The following is a 15,775-nucleotide window of genomic DNA, read 5'->3' as shown; positions in this document are numbered from 1 at the left end:
ACTACACCCACGTCCGGGGGCGGTAACGGTTGGCCCGTTCCACCAGTTCGATCCTCTCCTCGCCGCCGGGCGCCAGCCGGGCCAGCGTGCGGTAGGCGCGCTCCAGGCCGAAGCGGAGGCCCCGCTCGTCCAGACCGCTGCCCAGCAGCACCCGTCCGCCGGCGCCGGGCTGGGAGCCCTGGCCCCCGGAGAGTATCCAGTCCAGCGCACCGCCGAGGACTTCCGCCGCCAACTGCTCACGGCGCGCCGGATCCAGGCCGTACGCGTCCAGCGCCTCGACCTGCCCGGCGGCGGCGCTCAGGTCGTCCAGGAACGGTACGTCGCCCGCGCCCGCCGTACGTTGTCTGAGCCGGGCCCGTACGGCGGCGACCCGGGCGGCCGTGAAGTGGATGGAGGACTCCGGGACCGACTCCAGGGTGCGCACGGCGCCGTGCCGGTCCCCGGCCGCGAGCTGCACCCGGGCCAGCCCGAAGGCGGCGCTGACGAAGCTCGGGTCGGTCGCCCACACCAGGTGGTAGTACTCGGCCGCGTTGTCCAGCTGGCCCAGCACCTCCGCGCACAGGCCGAGCGCCAGCTTGGGCGCGGCCTCGCCGGGGAAGGCGTCGTAGATCGCGTCGAAGGCGAGCGCGGCACCCTCGAAGTCACCGGTGACCAGCGCGGCCAGGCCCTGGTACCACACCACCCGCCAGTCGTCCGGCCGTTCCTCGTCCAGCGTGGCCAGGCTCATCAGCGCGCTCTGCCGCTCGCCGCTCTCCAGCCGGGCGCGGATCTGCCGCAGCCGGGACTCCACGGTCTGCGTGGGCGCCGCCTCCAGCACGGCGATCAGCTCCGCCGGGGCCGAGGCCATCAGGCCCGCCAGGAAACCGGCGTTGGGGTCGCTCGGGTCGACCAGCGGGACCGGCAGGGCGAGCGCGGCGGCGGGAGTCTCGACGGCCTGGACCAGGGCCGCGGGGGGCAGCGCCGGAGCAGGTGCCGTGCTCCTGCGCACCTCCCGCGCCCCCAGCCGCGAGACGTCCCCGTCCAGCCGTGGGAACAACTCCCGGTCCACCACCCGCACTTCGGGCCCGAACAGGGTCGACAGGGCCGGCCGCGCATGCCCGGTCTGCAGCGAGACGACCTCGCGCAGCACCCCGGTCAGCTGCTCGGCCATCTCCTGCGCGGAGCCGAAGCGGCGGGCCGGGTCGGGGTCGGTGGCCCGCACGAGCAGCCGGTAGAAGGACTCGTAGCGGCGGAAGACCTCGATCGTGTCCGGATCGGGCAGGGAGTCCGCGTAGAGGTTCGTGTAGCCCTGGAAGTCGAAGGTGAGCACCGCGAGCGTCCGGCCCACCGTGTACAGGTCGCTCGCCACCGACGGGCCGACCTCGGCGACCTCCGGCGCCTGGTAGCCGACCGTGCCGTAGATGGCCGACTCCTCGTCGTCCATGCGGCGCACCGCGCCCATGTCGATCAGCTTGAGCTGGTCCTCGGTCTGGATGGCGTTGTCGACCTTGAAGTCGCAGTACAGCAGGTTGCGGCTGTGCAGGTGGCCCAGGGCCTCGAGGGCCTCGATGCCGTACGCGCACGCCTGTTCCACCGGCAGCGGATCGCGGCGGCCGTCCGGCGCGCGCCGTGCGTTGGCGATCTCCTTGAGCGACTTGCCGCCGACGTACTCCATGACGATGTAGCCGTCGAGGGAGCCGGTGCGCTGGTCGAGATGCTCGACGAAGTTGTAGATCCGCACGATGTTGGCGTGCTCGATCTCGGCGAGGAAGCGCCGCTCCGAGATCGCCGCCGCCATCGCGTCCTGGTCGCCGGTGTCCAGCAGGCCCTTGAGCACCACCCAGCGGTCGGCGACGGCCCGGTCCACGGCGAGGTAGATCCAGCCCAGCCCGCCGTGCGCAAGGCAGCCCGCGACCTCGTACTGGCCGTGCACCACGTCCCCGGACTTCAGCTTGGGCACGAAGGAGTACGGGTGCCCGCACTTGGTGCAGAAACCCTCCGTGCGGCCCGGCTGCTCACCCCGGGCGCGCCCGACCGGCGCCCCGCAGTCCGAGCGCGAGCAGTACCGCTTGCGCTCCGGCACCTCCGGGTTCTCGAGCACCATCGCGCGCGGGTCGGGCCGCGGCACCTGAGGCACGCTCACCAGCCCGGCGCCCAGCCGCCCGCGCGCCGACGCCCCCGACCCCGAACCGGAGCTGCGCACCGACACCGACCGCCCGCTGGACCCGCCCGACGAGGACCGGGACAGCCGCCCCGACACCGAGCGGCGCGAGCGCGACGACTGCGACGACGTACGGGAACTGCGAGAGCTGCGCGAACTGCCGCTGTGCGGCGCCTCCTTGGTGATCCCGGTGGGCGGGGAGCCGACCATGCCTCCCCCGGAGGGGGGACCCCCGGCCGACACGACCGGCGCGAGACCGCAGGTGTCGCAGTACAGCTCGCCACCGCCGACGTCCTCGTACGACCCCGTGCAGCCCGGCCGCTGACAGGTCTGCCCCGGCTGACTCATGACTGGTCCCCCTCACGGTCCTCGGGTGCGCCCGGCCCGCCGATCAGATCGGCCGCCAGCCGCTGGTAGCGCAGTACGGCCTGTTCGGCCACCCGCAGATCACAGGGCGCGCTCCACAGCATCCGCCGCGCCGCGTCGTAGCGCTCGGTCAGGAACGGGTCCTCCGCGAGCCCGTGCCGGGCCACCTTCGCCTTGTAGGCGTCGAGCCGGCCGCGCAGCTCGGCGCGGACCGCGAGCGGCGCGGTGACCGCGGTCAACGAGTCGCGAGCGCGCAGCAGTTCGTCCTCGGCCTTCTCCTCCAGCGACTCCAGCAGCGGGGAGAGCCGGTGCCACTGCGCCTGCCTGCGGTACTCGGCCGCCGCCGCCAGCTGCTCCTGGAGCACGGTCGGCGGCCCGCTGACCACCGGGACCTCGGTCGCGGCGATCTTCGCCAGCACCTCGCCGCGCGCGGTACGGGCCTCGGCCAGGGTGCGGTCGGCACGCAGGAGTACGTCCCGCAACCGGATCAGCCGCGCCTCCGCGTCCTGCCGGACCGTCAGTACGGCGTCGATCTCCCGGCGCACGTCCTCCAGGGCGCGCGCCTCACGGTCGTACACCGTGGTGTCCGGACGGCCGCCGCCGGGCGCCGAACTGCCCTCGGCCCGTACCCAGAACGCGAGCGGGTCGCAGACGACGTCCTTGCGCAGCTTTGTCAGTGTGCGTGTGATCCGCTCCAGGTCGTCGCCCGCCGGGTGCTCGCCGGGGCGTACGCCGACGGAGTGCGCGAGCTTGCGGGTGCGCTGCAGCTCGGCGGCGAGTAAATCGATCCGGGCGGGCAGCGCCGACCAGACCGCGTCGGCGGCGACGACCAGGTCCAGGCTCGTCGCGTACAGCTCGTTCATCCGGTCCACGAGGGCGGCCAGCGAGAAGGTCTCGCTCAGCCTGCTCTCCCCGGCCACGGTCACGCCCTCGCCGCGCAGCAGCCCGGTCAGCTCCACCAGGTCCTCACGGCTGGACCAGCGGCGCCGGGAGCGGATCTCGCGGGCGGCGCGCAGCGCGGCCGTGTAGGCGTCGAAGTACGCCCACAGCCGGGTGATCCGGTCCTCGGTGGCCTGCCAGCGCTCTGCGGTGACACCGGTCAGCTCGGCACCCTCGAGGAGTCTGCGGCCCGCGTGGTCCTGCAGGGCCAGCAGCGAGGTCTCGATCGCCTCGTGCTCCTGGCCGAGCCGCGCCAGCGCACGGTCCACCTCGTCCCGGTCCATCACCGGCCCGGCGGGGTCCGTGACGCCCATCGATCACCTCTCGCTGCTGTGGGGTTCCAAGGTCGTGTAGGGGGGTCAACCGGTGCGCAGATACCGCGGTGCGGGCGGCTTCGAGGCCGCCGAGTCCTTTCCCAGTGTCGCCGACAGCCAGGTGTCGTACGACTGTTGCCAGCCGCTTGCGCGGTAGTCCACCAGGACGCGGTTGACCCGGCGTACCAGATCGTCGGCGTCCTTCTTCATCGCCACGCCGTAGTACTCGGTGGTGAACGGCGCGCCCTTGAGCTCGACCGTCGGGTCCTGCGCGGCCTGGCTGGCGGCCAGCGCGCCGTCGGTCACCACCGCGTCCACCTCGCCGAGTTGCAGCCTGACCAGGCAGTCCAACTGGTTCGGGACGGTCGTGGAGATGTCGGTCGAGGCGGGCAGGGTGCCGGCCTTCCTGTCGTCGGACAGCTTGGTGTACGCCGTCGAACCGGCCGCCGTGCACACCTTCTTGTGCGCCAGGGACGCGTTGTAGCCGGTGACCGAGGACGACTTGGGCGCCAGGACCTGCTGACCGGTCTTGAAGTAAGGGGCGGAGAAGGCGACCTGGGACAACCGGTCGCAGGTGATCGTCATGGTCCGTACGACCATGTCCACCCGCCCGTCCTGGATCGCCGAGATGCGCTGGTCGGTCGGGATCGCCTTGAACTGCACCGCGTCCGGGTCGCCGAGGACGTCCTGCGCGATCCGGTGCACCAGGTCGATGTCGAAGCCCTCCAGCTCCGCGCCCTCGGTGTTCGGATTGCGGTATCCCCAGCGGTAGCTGTTCTGGTCGACGCCCACGACCAGCTTGCGCCGCTCGCCCGTACGGGCCTTGATCGCGTCGACCGTCGGGCCGTCCGCGCCGGACGGTGACAGCGTCTGGTCCTGCGCCTCGGAGGGCTTGCAGGTGTCGGCGCGGGCCTGCACGCCGTGGGCGACGGCCTGCCCGGCGCGCCGCGCATGCTGTGCGACCTGCTGGGTGCACGGCAGCAGCAGGACGAAGGCCAGCGCCAGCGCGCACAGCACCGCCATCGCGCCGACCCCGCCCCAGCCTCGCAGGGAGGCCCGTACACGGCTCGCGTACATCGTCCTGCCCCCTGTCACCGGTACTCCGAGAGTCTGCGCCCGATGCCGGCCACCGCGCCGGCCGCGCCGAGCACCGCGAGCACGGCCGCGCCCGCCGGCAGCCCGGTCAGCGCGTCCCGGCCGTCCCGGGCGGACCGGCCGAACTCCGCCTGCTCGTGGTCGATGGCCCGGGCGAGCGAGCTGTCGACGCCGTCGAAGCACTGGCCGGTGGCGTCCTTGGGGCCGATGACCTTGTCGAGCGCCTGGTCGTAGTTGCCGTTCTCGTCCTCGGTGCGGGCCGCGGCGTGCCGCTGCTTCCACACCGCCATGTTGCTCTCGGCCGCCTGCACCGGGGCGCTGCCGCCCTGGTCGTCGGCGAGCTTCTCCGCCCGGCTCAGGCCCTTGCCGAGGGTGGCCATGTCCTTGTCGAAGTCGTAGGAGTAGGCGTCGTAGGTCTGTCCGTCCACGGTGACGGTCTCGGCGCCGCGCGCCACCAGGCTCAGGTTCTCGTTGCCGCGCGCCTTCAGGGAGGCGATCCGGGCGTCGTGCAGCACGGTCAGCGAGCGGATGCCGCTGTCGTAGGAGCCGGTCAGCTCCGTGCGGGCCACCGCGTGCCCGACGACCAGCCACAGCAGGGCGACCGTGGTGGCGGCGGAGGCGGCGACCAGGCCGTGGTTGAGGACGCGGTGGGTGCGCCGGTAGGTGCGGCGCTGGGCCCAGCCGAGCGCGCCGAGCGCGAGCACGCCGAGCCCGATGGCGATCCAGGGGTACGGCGTGGCGTCCGCGTAGTCGGCGTCCAGCCGCCCGTTCTCGGTGGTGTAGAGATCCTCGGCGGCCGGGAGCATCTCCTGCTGCATCTTCTCGTTGGCGTAGCGCAGGTACGCGCCGCCGACCGGATAGCCCTGCCGGTTGTAGGTGCGGGCCCGCTCGACGAGCCCCTTGTACTCGGGCAGCAGCCGGTTCAGCTTGGCGATCGTCGCCTCGGAGGCCGAGCCGGGCTCGGTGTTCGCGGCGGCTGTCACCAGCCCGGCGGCGGCCGTACTGATGTCGTTCTCGTACCGCGTCCGGGACTGCGGCGTCTCCTGACCGCCGGCCAGGAACCCGCTGGAGGCGGCGGTGTTGGCGTCCGCCAGCGAGCGGTAGATGTCGGCCGCGCCCGAACTGAGCGGCTGGCTGCGGTGCAGCACGTCGTCGGCGGCGGCCGAGCGGGTGTCGGCCTGCCAGGCGGCACTCGCCCCGAACGCCACCACCAGCAGCGCCAGGACGGCCCCGATGATCCGGAGCCGGCCCGGCTCGGTGGTGGCCGCGGCCCGCAGCCGGTCGACCCCCTCGGCGAACGCGGTCCGCCGGGCGGGCGGGGCGGGGGAGCCGGCGGGGGCAGGGCGGGCGGACCGGGCGGGGGTGCCGGGCATGCCGGGACCCGCCGGTGGTGGTGCCGTGCTGCTTCTCGGCAGGTGTGTCACTCGACCTCCCCCAGGGTCATCCGTCGCCGCCCAGTATCGCGGCACGCACCGGCATCCGCACCGGCCTTCACTGGATCTTGATCGGATCGCAGTGCGCGCCTCACATGAATACGCCCTGTGCAGTTGTTCGGTTCCGCCGGGGGCGGCCGGTCACCGCTCCCAGTGCTCCCGCGCCCGCTGCTGCGCCCGGGACCCCGCCTGCAGCCGGTCCAGCCCCAGCAGGGCCGCGCCCAGGACCGGGCTCGCGGTGACCACGCGGACCTCGGCCTTGGGGGCGCGGGCGGCCAGCAGGTCGCGTACGGCGTCGTCCAGCAGGGCGTGACCGGCCGTCAGGACGCCGCCGCCGAGCAGGACGGGTGTCTGTTCGCCGAGGAGGTCCAGGCGGGTCAGCGCCACCGTGGCCATCACCGTCACCTCCTCGGCGAGCCGGGTGACGATCGCGCGGGCCACCGCATCGCCCCCGTCGGCCGTCGCGAACAGCACCGGGGTCAGCTCGTGCCGGCGGTCGTGGTCGACGTGCTCCAGGTGCAGCGCCTCGATCAGCGCGTACATCGTCGGCAGCCCGAAGTGACCGGGCAGGGTGCGGGTCAGGGCCGTCGGCCCGCCCCGGCCGTCCTCCGCGCGGGCCGCGTGCCACAGGGCCTCCTCGGCCAGGGCCCAACCCCCGCCCCAGTCACCGGAGATCCGGCCGATCGCCGGGAAGCGGGCGGTACGGCCGTCTGGGCGCATACCGACGCAGTTGATGCCCGCGCCGCACACCACGGCCACGCCCCGGGGCTCGGCCACGCCCGCCCGCAGGATCGCGAACGTGTCGTTGCGCACCTCCACCGACGCGCCCCACGCGCGCGCGTGCAGCGCGGCCGCCAACTGCTCCTCCTCCACCGGCAGGTCGGCGTTGGCCAGGCAGGCCGAGACATGCGAGACCGAGGCCACACCCGCGTCCGCGAAGGCCCGCGCGACCGGCTCGGCCAGCGCGTCCAGCGCCGCCGGTACCCCCACCACGGGCGGCCGGAAGCCGCCGCCGCGGGCCGTGGCCAGGACCTCCCCGGCGGCGGTGACCACGGCCACGTCGGTCTTGCTGTTGCCCGCGTCGATGGCGAGCAGGGTCGAGGTCAGGCCCACGCGAGGTGCTCCCGGTTGTGTGCGATCAGCTGGTCGGTGAGGGTCTCGGCGTACGCGTACTGGCCGATCAGGGGGTGGGCCAGCAGGGCGCGGAAGACCCGGTCGCGACCGCCGCGCAGCGCCGCCTCCAGGGCCAGTTCCTCGTACGCGGTCACGTTCGCGACCAGACCGGCGAAGAGCGGGTCCAGCTCCGGCACCGGCAGCGGGGCCGGGCCGCTCGGTCCGACCGCGGCCTGGACCTCGATCACCGCGTCGTCGGGCAGGAAGGGCAGCGTGCCCCCGTTGAGCGCGTTCACCACCTGGTACGGGCTGCCCCCGCCGCCCAGCAGGGCCGCCGCCAGGTCCACGGCCGCCTCCGAGTAGAAGGCGCCGCCCCGCCTGGCGAGCAGCGCCGGCTTCCCGTGCAGCGCCGGGTCGCCGTACATCGTGAGCAACTCCCGTTCCATGGCGGCGACTTCGGACGCCCGGGAGGGCTTGGTGCGCAGCTCCGCGACGACCTCGTCGTGCGCGTAGTAGTAGCGCAGGTAGTAGGAGGGGACCACGCCCAGCCGGTCCAGCAGGGGGCGGGGCAGGCGGACGTCGTCGGCGATCGCGTCGCCGTGCTCGGCCAGCAGCTCGGGCAGCACGTTCTCGCCCTGCGGGCCGCCGAGCCGTACCCCGGTCTCCCAGGTGAGGTGGTTGAGGCCCACGTGGCCGAGGTGGACGTCGGCGGGGGCCACGCCGAGCAGGTTCGCGAACTTGCGCTGGAAGCCGATCGCCACGTTGCACAGCCCGGCCGCCCGGTGCCCGGCCTGCAGCAGGGCGCGGGTGACGATGCCGACCGGGTTGGTGAAGTCGATGATCCACGCGCGCGGGTTGGCGCGGCGCACCCGCTCGGCGATGTCCAGCACCACGGGAACCGTGCGCAGGGCCTTCGCCAGCCCGCCCGCGCCCGTCGTCTCCTGACCGACGCAGCCGCACTCCAGCGGCCAGGTCTCGTCCTGCTCGCGGGCCGCCTGGCCGCCGACGCGCAGCTGGAGCAGCACGGCGTCGGCGCCGTCGACGCCCGCGTCCAGGTCGTCGGTGGTGACGATCCGGCCGCCGTGGCCCTGTGCGGCGAAGATCCGGCGGGCGAGCCCGCCCACCAGCTCCAGGCGTTCGGCGGCCGGGTCCACGAGCACCAGCTCCTCGACGGGCAGGGTGTCCCTCAGGCGCGCGAAGCCGTCGATGAGTTCGGGGGTGTAGGTCGAGCCGCCGCCGACCACGGTGAGTTTCATATACGGATCAACCCTTCACTCCGGTGAGCGTGACGCCCTCGACGAACGCCTTCTGGGCGAAGAAGAACACGAGGATCACGGGGGCCATGACCAGTACGGTCGCGGCCATGGTGAGGTTCCAGTCGGTGTGGTGGGCGCCTTTGAAGGACTCCAGGCCGTAGGACAGGGTCCAGGCACCGGGGTTCTCGGACGCGTAGATCTGCGGGCCGAAGTAGTCGTTCCAGGCGTAGAAGAACTGGAACAGGGCGACGGCGGAGATGCCGGGCCTGGCCATCGGCAGCACGACCCTCAGCAGTGTCCTGAGGTCTCCGCAGCCGTCGACCCTCGCCGCGTCCAGGTACTCGTTCGGGATCGTCATCAGGAACTGGCGCAGCAGGAAGATGGAGAACGCGTCGCCGAACGCCATCGGGATGATCAGCGGCCACAGCGTGCCGGACAGGTCCAGCTGCTTCGCCCAGAACAGGTACATCGGGATGATGACCACCTGCGGAGGCAGCATCATCATCGAGATCACCAGCATGAGTGACAGGTTGCGCCCCCGGAAGCGGAACTTGGCGAGGGCGTAGGCCACCGGGATCGACGACACCACGGTCAGCACGGTGCCGAGGCCGGCGTAGATCAGCGTGTTCTTCCACCAGGTCAGGAAGCCGGGCGTGTCGAAGACCTTCCGGTAGTTGCCCCACTCCCAGGTGTGCGGGATCAGGTCCCGGCTCAGGGCCTGGCTGTCACTCATCAGCGAGGTCAGGAACACGAACACGAAGGGCAGCGTGAAGAACAGCGCGGCGGCGAGGCCGAGCGAGTGGACGGCGATCCACTCCAGCAGGGCCCGGCGCCGGGCGGTGCGCTCGGCGGCCGAGGCCGGAGCCGTCAACCCGGCCGCCTTGTCCAGTACTTGGGTCATGGTCAGTCACCTGCCTGGATGAGACCGCCCCGGCGCCGCATCAGGAAGGCGGTGAAGACCATCGACAGGGCGAAGAGGACGAGGGCGACGACACACGCGGAGCCGTAGTCGAAGCGCTGGAAGCCGAGGTTGTACACCAGCTGGGGGAGGGTGAGCGTGGACTTGTCGGGGTAGCCGGGCTCGAACTGGGTGCCCGCGCCCTGGATCACGCCCGAGGCGACCTTCCCGGCGATCAGGGGCTGTGTGTAGTACTGCATCGTCTGGATGACCCCCGTGACGACGGCGAACATCACGATCGGGGAGATGTTCGGCAGCGTGACGTACCGGAAGCGCTGCCACGCCGACGCGCCGTCCAGCTCGGCGGCCTCGTACTGCTCCGTCGGTACGTCGAGCAGCGCGGCCATGAAGATGACCATCAGGTCGCCGACGCCCCAGAGTGCGAGCAGGGTCAGCGCCGGCTTGGACCAGGTCGGGTCGTTGAACCAGCCCGGAGCCGGGATGCCGGCCTTCTCCAGGATCGAGTTCACCGGCCCGGTGCCGGGGTTGAGCAGGAACGCGAAGGCCATGGTGGCGGCGACCGGCGGGGCGAGATACGGCAGGTAGAAGAGGGTCCGGAAGACACCCGTAGCCGTCTTGATCTTGGTGATGAGCAGCCCGACGCCGAGCCCGAAGACCACCCGGAGGGTCACCATCACCACGACCAGCCACAGGGTGTTGCGCATCGCGGGCCAGAAGTACGGATAGTGCTCGAAGACGTACGTCCAGTTCTTCGCACCGCTCCACGTCGGCGGTTTGAAGCCGTCGTAGTGCATGAACGAGAAATAGACCGTCGAGATCAGCGGATACGCGAAGAACACCGCGAAGCCGATCAGCCAGGGCGACATGAAGGCGAGGGTCCGCAGTGCCGACCGGCGGCGCTTGGACGCCAGAGTGACCGTACTCATCGGCTACTTCGCCTGCGCGATGTCCGTGTCGATCTGCGCGGCCGTCTTCTTCAGGCCGGCCTTCAGATCGGTGACCTTGCCGCTCTCGTAGTCGTAACCGAGCTGCTGGATGGTGGCGAGGTACACACCGCCGTTGACCGAGGCGGGCGTGGTCGTGGAATTCGGGTCGGCCGCGATGTCCAGGAACGTCTTGAAGCGCGGGTCGTACTTCAGCTTCGGGGACTTGAGGGCGGCGAGCGTGGAGGGCACGTTGTGCAGGTCGTTGGAGAAGCCGACCACCGCGTCGGTGTCCGTGGTGATGTACTTGACGAATTCCCAGGCCGCGTTCTGCTTGTGGCTGGAGGCGGAGATGCCCGCGATGGTGCCGGTGATGTAGCCCTTGCCGTACTGCGCGGCCCGGTCGTCGGGGACGGGCAGCGGGGCGACCCCGATGTCGAAGTTGGGCTTGGCGGCCAGCGCCATCCCGAGCCGCCACTCGCCGTCGAGCTGCATGGCGACCTGCCCGGTGTGGAACGGATGCCTGGGTCCCCACTCGTCACCGAGCGTCGAGCGGAACTTCTCCAGCTTCTGGAATCCGCCGAGTTCGTCCACCAGGCGCTTCTGGAGGCTGAATCCCTGTTCGAAGGCCGGGTCCTTGGCCAGGTTCGACGTGCCGTCCTTGGCGAAGTACGTCGGTGAGAACTGCGCGAAGTAGTGCTCGGTGGTGGTCTCCCAGCCGTGGTAGTCCGGCATGAAACCGAGCTGCTTGTAGGAGTCGCCGCCGGGGATGGTGAGTTTCCGGGCGTCGGCCTCGAATTCGGACCAGGTTCTGGGCGGGCGGGAGATGCCCGCCTTCTTGAACTCCGTCTTGTTGTAGTAGAGCCCGTACGCGTCCCCGAGCAGCGGCACCGTACAGCGGTTGCCCTCGAACCGGGTGTACTCGTTCATCGTCCTCGGGAAGGTCGCGGTGGGATCGATGCCCGACTTCTTGAAGAAGGGGTTGAGGTCCACCAGCGCGCCCGAGGAGCAGAACTTGCCCACATTGTTGGTGGTGAAGGAGGAGATGACGTCGGGGGCCTTGTCGCCGCCCGACCGCAGCGCCTGGTTGATCTTGTCGTCGGTCATGTTGCCGACGACGTTCACATGGATGTTGGGGTGCGCCTTCTCGAAGCCGGAGACCAGCGTCTTGACGGCCTGCACCTCGTTCGGCGCGCTCCAGGCGTGCCAGAAGTTGATCGTCGTGTCCTTCGTGGGGTCGTCCGAGGCACCGGAGCCGGACTGCCCCGTACAGGCGGTGGTCAGCAGGGCGAGCGAGGCGGTCACGACAAAAGCCGTCTTCCGGACAGCCGAGGGTATGACTTCGGGCATGGCGAGGTCTCCCAGAGGGACGGGGTGGGTGAGAGGGGGGCGTGACTCAGCGCGAGGTGTCGAAGACCTCGTCGCGGGTGGCGGCGAGTGCGCTCTCCAACGCGCCGCGCAGGACGGGGTGTTCGCGGACGTCGCCGACGACCAGCCGGGGCCGGGCCGCCGCCAGCTCCTCCAGCTCGGCCTGGACGAGGGCGCGCAGGACCTCGCCGCCGGCCGTCAGGGCGGAGCCGCTGAGGACGACGAGTTCGGGGTCGAGGACGGAGACGAGCGAGGCGAGACCGGTGGCCAGCCGGGTCGCGTAGGTCTGCAGCAGCTCACGGTAGGGGCCGCGGGTGTGGTCGGCGGCGCGGGCGACCAGTGCGGCGGCGACCTCGGTGTACGGCCCCGACGGCACGTCCGTGATGCCGAGTTCGCGGGCCAGTCCGGGTACGGCCTGGGAGCCGGCCAGCTCCTGGTAGCCGCCGCTGTTGGCCTTGGTCACCTGGCGCACCAGGGGCGTGCCCGGCACCGGCAGGAAGCCGACCTCGCCGGCGCCGCCCGTCCAGCCCCGGTGCAGCCGGCCGCCGAGGATCAGGGCGGCGCCGAGCCCCTCCTGGTTCCACAGCAGGACGAAGTCCCCGTGGCCCCGGGCCGCGCCGAGCCGTTGTTCGGCGAGGGCGACGAGGTTGACGTCGTTCTCGTACTCCACCGGCATCGGCAGGGCCGCGGCGAGGTCGTCGAGCAGCGCGGGGGAGTGCCAGCCGGGCAGGTGGGAGGCGTAGCGCAGCCGGCCGGTGTTGGGGTCGAAGGCGCCCGGGGTGCCGATGACCAGCCGGTGCACGTCGCGGCGCGCGAGCCCGGCCGCCTTCACCGCGCCGTCGAGCGCGTCCGTCACCCGCTGGACGACGGGCTGCGCGGGACGGCGCCCAGGGGTGGGCAGTTCGTACTCGCCGACCGTGCGGCCGGTGATGTCGGCGACGGCGGCACGGATGCGTTCCGGGGTGACGTCGAGCCCGGCGGCGTGCGCGGCGCCGGGATGCACCGCGTACAGCTGGGCGTTGGGGCCCGGCCGGCCCTCGCTGGTGCCGGTGACCCGGACCAGTCCGGCCGCCTCGAGACGGGCCAGCAGCTGGGAGGCGGTGGGCTTGGACAGGCCGGTGAGCTTGCCGATCCGGGTGCGCGACAGCGGCCCGTGCTCCAGCAGCAGGTCCAGGGCGGCGCGGTCGTTCATGGCGCGCAGGACGCGAGGGGTGCCCGGCGTACCGGCGGTTCCTGCCATGGGGGTCGACACCTGCCTTTCCAGCCGCCCAGCTTCGCAGTGACCTGGCCGGACGTCCAGTCTTGATCATCGAGATGACCACCGGCCGCCGAGAAGATCATTGTTAGGAAAGTTTCCTATTCGGATGGGAGGAAAGTAAGCCCAGGACGAAGGGGGCGTCAATAGACAACGTCCCCGAGGAAACGGAGTCGTTACCTCGGGGGCGGGGTGCGTGGCCGGTCAGTCGGTGACGAACGGGGCCGTGTCGAGGGTGAGGTGAGGGGCGGGGAGGGGGAGGGGGTCGCCGAGGGTCGCCACCGACGCTTCTTCGATCGCGATCAACAGGTCGATGGGGTCCTGCTGCGTCATGACCGGCTCCGTGAGGGTTCGGCGCTCATCGCTCGTTGCTCGTTCTCCTTGTCCCGCTGGTGCCGGGCTGAGCCCGCGCCGGGTGCCCCGGCAGAACGATGGGGCACCTCGTGCGCACTGTGCGCCGGGACGCCCCGCCTCTTCACTCGAACGAGCGTGCTGAACCGTTCCGCTCGCTACTTGACCGGAGGATCCGGCTGCTGCAGAACTATCGGCGTCGCCGCCTTCGCCTGCGCGGAGTCCGCGTTGGAGAAGGCCGACGGGGCCGCGACCGACGCCGTCGGGTCGGGGGTGTCCTCTGCGTCCTCCACGGACGTGGCGCCGCCCACGATGCGGATGTGCGCCCCGTCGAAGGCCCGCTTGATCCGCCAGCGCAGCTCGCGCTCCACCGTCAGCGCCTTGCCCGGCATCGTCTTGGCCGAGACCCGGACCACCATGGAGTCGATCAGGACCGAGTCCAGGCCGAGCACCTCGATCGGGCCCCACAGCAGCTCGTTCCAGGGCTCTTCCTTGCTCATGTGCTCGGCGACCGTGTCCAGCGTCTCCTTGACCTTGTCCGGGTCCTCGCTCGAGCGCACCGTCACATCGACCCCGGCCGTCGCCCAGCCCTGCGAGAGGTTGCCGATCCGCTTGACCTCGCCGTTGCGGACGTACCAGATCTCGCCGTCCGCGCCGCGCAGCTTGGTCACCCGCAGCCCGACCTCGACCACCTCGCCGGTCGCCACGCCCGCATCGATCACGTCACCGACGCCGTACTGGTCCTCCAGGATCATGAACACGCCGGACAGGAAGTCCGTGACCAGGTTGCGCGCGCCGAAACCGATCGCCACGCCGGCCACCCCGGCCGACGCCAGCAGCGGCGCCAGGTTGATCTTGAAGGTGGACAGCACCATCAGCGCCGCCGTGCCCATGATCAGGAAGCTCGCCACCGACCGGAGCACCGAACCTATCGCCGCCGACCGCTGCCGCCGCCGCTCGGCGTTCACCAGCAGCCCGCCCAGCGCGGAGCCGTCCATGGCCTGCGCGGTCCGGCCCATGCGCTCTATCAGCTTGGTGATCGCCCGCCGCACCACCGCTCGGAGCGCGACCGCGGTCACCACGATCAGCAGGATCTGCAGACCCATCGCGAGCCACGTCGACCAGTTCTGCTCGACCCAGCTCGCCGCGTTCGTCGCGCTCTCCTGGGCGTCCTGGAGCGAGGGCACGGCCGGCTGCGTCGACCCGGAGGGCGAGGGAGACGGGGACGCACCGACGGCCGGCAGGACGACGGGCAAGGACGACACGGCAGGTACCTCCAGGTGTTGCGAGTTCCGTACCGGCGGGGCGGTCAAGGGTTCCAGGGACTTCCAAGGTCACGAAAAGGTCACCGGACGGACAGGACCACCACACTAACGGGGCATTGTGAGCGCCCCGCGCGAATACGCCAAGGAAGGGTGCAGGAGAGACGGGACTCACCCTGGCTTGAGCAGGGCATGATCCGGGGGATGTATCGGGTGTGGTCGAAAACACTCCCAGCCCGTTACCGGGACATGGTGGCGCGTTCACCAGGCATGAGGGGAGACTGACTGCAGATCGTCCCGGCGCGAGCCACGCGCCGCCGACGCCCAAGGAGGCCCCCGTGCCGCATGTCCTGGTCCTCAACGCGTCGTACGAGCCGCTCGGCGTCGTACCGCTCCGCCGCGCGCTCATCCTCGTCCTGGAGAACAAGGCTGTCTCCCTCGAGGAATCCGGCGCCTATATGCACAGCGCGACCGTCACAGTCCCCGCACCCAGCGTGGTCCGGCTCAAGCGATTCGTGCGGGTTCCCTACCGTGGCCCCGTTCCTCTCACCCGCCGTGCGCTCTTCGCGCGCGACGGCGGCCGGTGCATGTACTGCGGTGGCGTCGCAACCAGCGTCGACCACGTCATCCCGCGCAGCCGCGGGGGCAAGCACGTCTGGGACAACGTGGTGGCGTCCTGCCGCCGCTGCAACCACGTCAAGGCCGACCGCCATCTCGTCGAGCTGGGCTGGCGCCTGCGCCACAAACCCGCTCCGCCGACCGGCCTGGCCTGGCGCATCATCGGCACCGGCCACAGGGACCCGCGCTGGTTGCCCTACTTGCAGCCGTACGGCGCGGATGACGCCTTGGCCCGGATCGACGGCATCTCTGCCTAGATCCGGGCCAGTGTCGTCTGCGGGCGGTTGTCCGAGCCCGCCGGGGGCGTGGTGGGGTTCGCCGGCGACCGCGGGTCCGTCCGCACTCGCTCGCGCGGTTCCCCGCGCCCCCTTCAGGTGCTCCGGGAACGGGAGCGAGTGCGGACGCCGTCACGGGGTAGGCCTG

General features: G+C 71.5%; 13 protein-coding genes. 1 reads left to right on the top strand and 12 read right to left on the bottom strand.

What is annotated here, in order from left to right; genetic code table 11:
* Position 1: 1 nt before the first annotated feature.
* The 12 genes from GQF42_RS17050 to GQF42_RS17000 form a co-directional block, all read right to left on the bottom strand.
* Positions 2–2,488 (bottom strand): serine/threonine-protein kinase, encoded by a 2,487-nt coding sequence (locus tag GQF42_RS17050; protein ID WP_158920850.1) that lies wholly within the window; start codon positions 2,486–2,488, stop codon positions 2–4.
* Entirely contained in the window at positions 2,485–3,759 is a 1,275-nt protein-coding gene (locus GQF42_RS17045; RefSeq protein ID WP_158920847.1) for a coiled-coil domain-containing protein, read from the bottom strand. The genes GQF42_RS17050 and GQF42_RS17045 overlap by 4 nt, the downstream gene beginning before the upstream one ends.
* Positions 3,760–3,804: 45 nt before the next feature.
* The gene (locus tag GQF42_RS17040; protein ID WP_158920844.1) at positions 3,805–4,836 is read right to left on the bottom strand and encodes a glutamate ABC transporter substrate-binding protein; all 1,032 of its coding nucleotides are present in this window, start codon (positions 4,834–4,836) and stop codon (positions 3,805–3,807) included.
* A gap of 14 nt (positions 4,837–4,850) precedes the next feature.
* The gene (locus tag GQF42_RS17035; RefSeq protein WP_158920841.1) at positions 4,851–6,227 is read right to left on the bottom strand and encodes a hypothetical protein; all 1,377 of its coding nucleotides are present in this window, start codon (positions 6,225–6,227) and stop codon (positions 4,851–4,853) included.
* A gap of 201 nt (positions 6,228–6,428) precedes the next feature.
* Positions 6,429–7,400 carry an N-acetylglucosamine kinase gene (locus GQF42_RS17030; protein WP_158920839.1) on the bottom strand — a complete coding sequence of 324 codons (972 nt, stop codon included), beginning with the start codon at positions 7,398–7,400 and terminating at the stop codon, positions 6,429–6,431.
* Positions 7,391–8,656 (bottom strand): 6-phospho-beta-glucosidase, encoded by a 1,266-nt coding sequence (locus GQF42_RS17025; protein ID WP_158920836.1) that lies wholly within the window; start codon positions 8,654–8,656, stop codon positions 7,391–7,393. The genes GQF42_RS17030 and GQF42_RS17025 overlap by 10 nt, the downstream gene beginning before the upstream one ends.
* 7 nt (positions 8,657–8,663) lie before the next feature.
* Positions 8,664–9,557, bottom strand: a complete 894-nt coding sequence (locus GQF42_RS17020; RefSeq protein WP_158920833.1) for a carbohydrate ABC transporter permease — start codon at positions 9,555–9,557, stop codon at positions 8,664–8,666.
* Positions 9,558–9,559: 2 nt separating this feature from the next.
* Positions 9,560–10,501 (bottom strand): carbohydrate ABC transporter permease, encoded by a 942-nt coding sequence (locus tag GQF42_RS17015; RefSeq protein WP_158920830.1) that lies wholly within the window; start codon positions 10,499–10,501, stop codon positions 9,560–9,562.
* Positions 10,502–10,504: 3 nt separating this feature from the next.
* A complete protein-coding gene (locus GQF42_RS17010) occupies positions 10,505–11,848 on the bottom strand; it encodes an ABC transporter substrate-binding protein (RefSeq protein WP_158920827.1) in 1,344 nt (447 codons plus the stop codon).
* A gap of 46 nt (positions 11,849–11,894) precedes the next feature.
* The gene (locus tag GQF42_RS17005) at positions 11,895–13,106 is read right to left on the bottom strand and encodes an ROK family transcriptional regulator (protein ID WP_158920824.1); all 1,212 of its coding nucleotides are present in this window, start codon (positions 13,104–13,106) and stop codon (positions 11,895–11,897) included.
* Between the two features lie 219 nt (positions 13,107–13,325).
* Positions 13,326–13,454, bottom strand: a complete 129-nt coding sequence (locus GQF42_RS46950; RefSeq protein WP_267906142.1) for a hypothetical protein — start codon at positions 13,452–13,454, stop codon at positions 13,326–13,328.
* Positions 13,455–13,630: 176 nt separating this feature from the next.
* Positions 13,631–14,737 (bottom strand): mechanosensitive ion channel family protein, encoded by a 1,107-nt coding sequence (locus GQF42_RS17000; RefSeq protein ID WP_158920821.1) that lies wholly within the window; start codon positions 14,735–14,737, stop codon positions 13,631–13,633.
* A 335-nt stretch (positions 14,738–15,072) separates the two neighbouring features.
* Between GQF42_RS17000 and GQF42_RS16995 the strand changes: the two genes are divergently transcribed.
* Positions 15,073–15,609 (top strand): HNH endonuclease, encoded by a 537-nt coding sequence (locus GQF42_RS16995; protein WP_071377809.1) that lies wholly within the window; start codon positions 15,073–15,075, stop codon positions 15,607–15,609.
* Positions 15,610–15,775: the final 166 nt, after the last annotated feature.

The organism is Streptomyces broussonetiae, assembly GCF_009796285.1.
GTDB classification, from domain to species: domain Bacteria; phylum Actinomycetota; class Actinomycetes; order Streptomycetales; family Streptomycetaceae; genus Streptomyces; species Streptomyces broussonetiae.
This window is presented reverse-complemented; position numbering and strand designations above follow the sequence as displayed.

Bases quoted from the DNA above. Each gene is read 5' to 3' on its own strand.
- GQF42_RS17015 (WP_158920830.1), bottom strand. From the start codon at position 10,501: ATGAGTACGGTCACTCTGGCGTCCAAGCGCCGCCGGTCGGCACTGCGG.
- GQF42_RS17045 (WP_158920847.1), bottom strand. From the start codon at position 3,759: ATGGGCGTCACGGACCCCGCCGGGCCGGTGATGGACCGGGACGAGGTG.
- GQF42_RS17040 (WP_158920844.1), bottom strand. From the start codon at position 4,836: ATGTACGCGAGCCGTGTACGGGCCTCCCTGCGAGGCTGGGGCGGGGTC.
- GQF42_RS17050 (WP_158920850.1), bottom strand. From the start codon at position 2,488: ATGAGTCAGCCGGGGCAGACCTGTCAGCGGCCGGGCTGCACGGGGTCG.
- GQF42_RS17025 (WP_158920836.1), bottom strand. From the start codon at position 8,656: ATGAAACTCACCGTGGTCGGCGGCGGCTCGACCTACACCCCCGAACTC.
- GQF42_RS17020 (WP_158920833.1), bottom strand. From the start codon at position 9,557: ATGACCCAAGTACTGGACAAGGCGGCCGGGTTGACGGCTCCGGCCTCG.
- GQF42_RS17005 (WP_158920824.1), bottom strand. From the start codon at position 13,106: ATGGCAGGAACCGCCGGTACGCCGGGCACCCCTCGCGTCCTGCGCGCC.
- GQF42_RS17010 (WP_158920827.1), bottom strand. From the start codon at position 11,848: ATGCCCGAAGTCATACCCTCGGCTGTCCGGAAGACGGCTTTTGTCGTG.
- GQF42_RS17035 (WP_158920841.1), bottom strand. From the start codon at position 6,227: ATGCCCGGCACCCCCGCCCGGTCCGCCCGCCCTGCCCCCGCCGGCTCC.
- GQF42_RS46950 (WP_267906142.1), bottom strand. From the start codon at position 13,454: ATGACGCAGCAGGACCCCATCGACCTGTTGATCGCGATCGAAGAAGCG.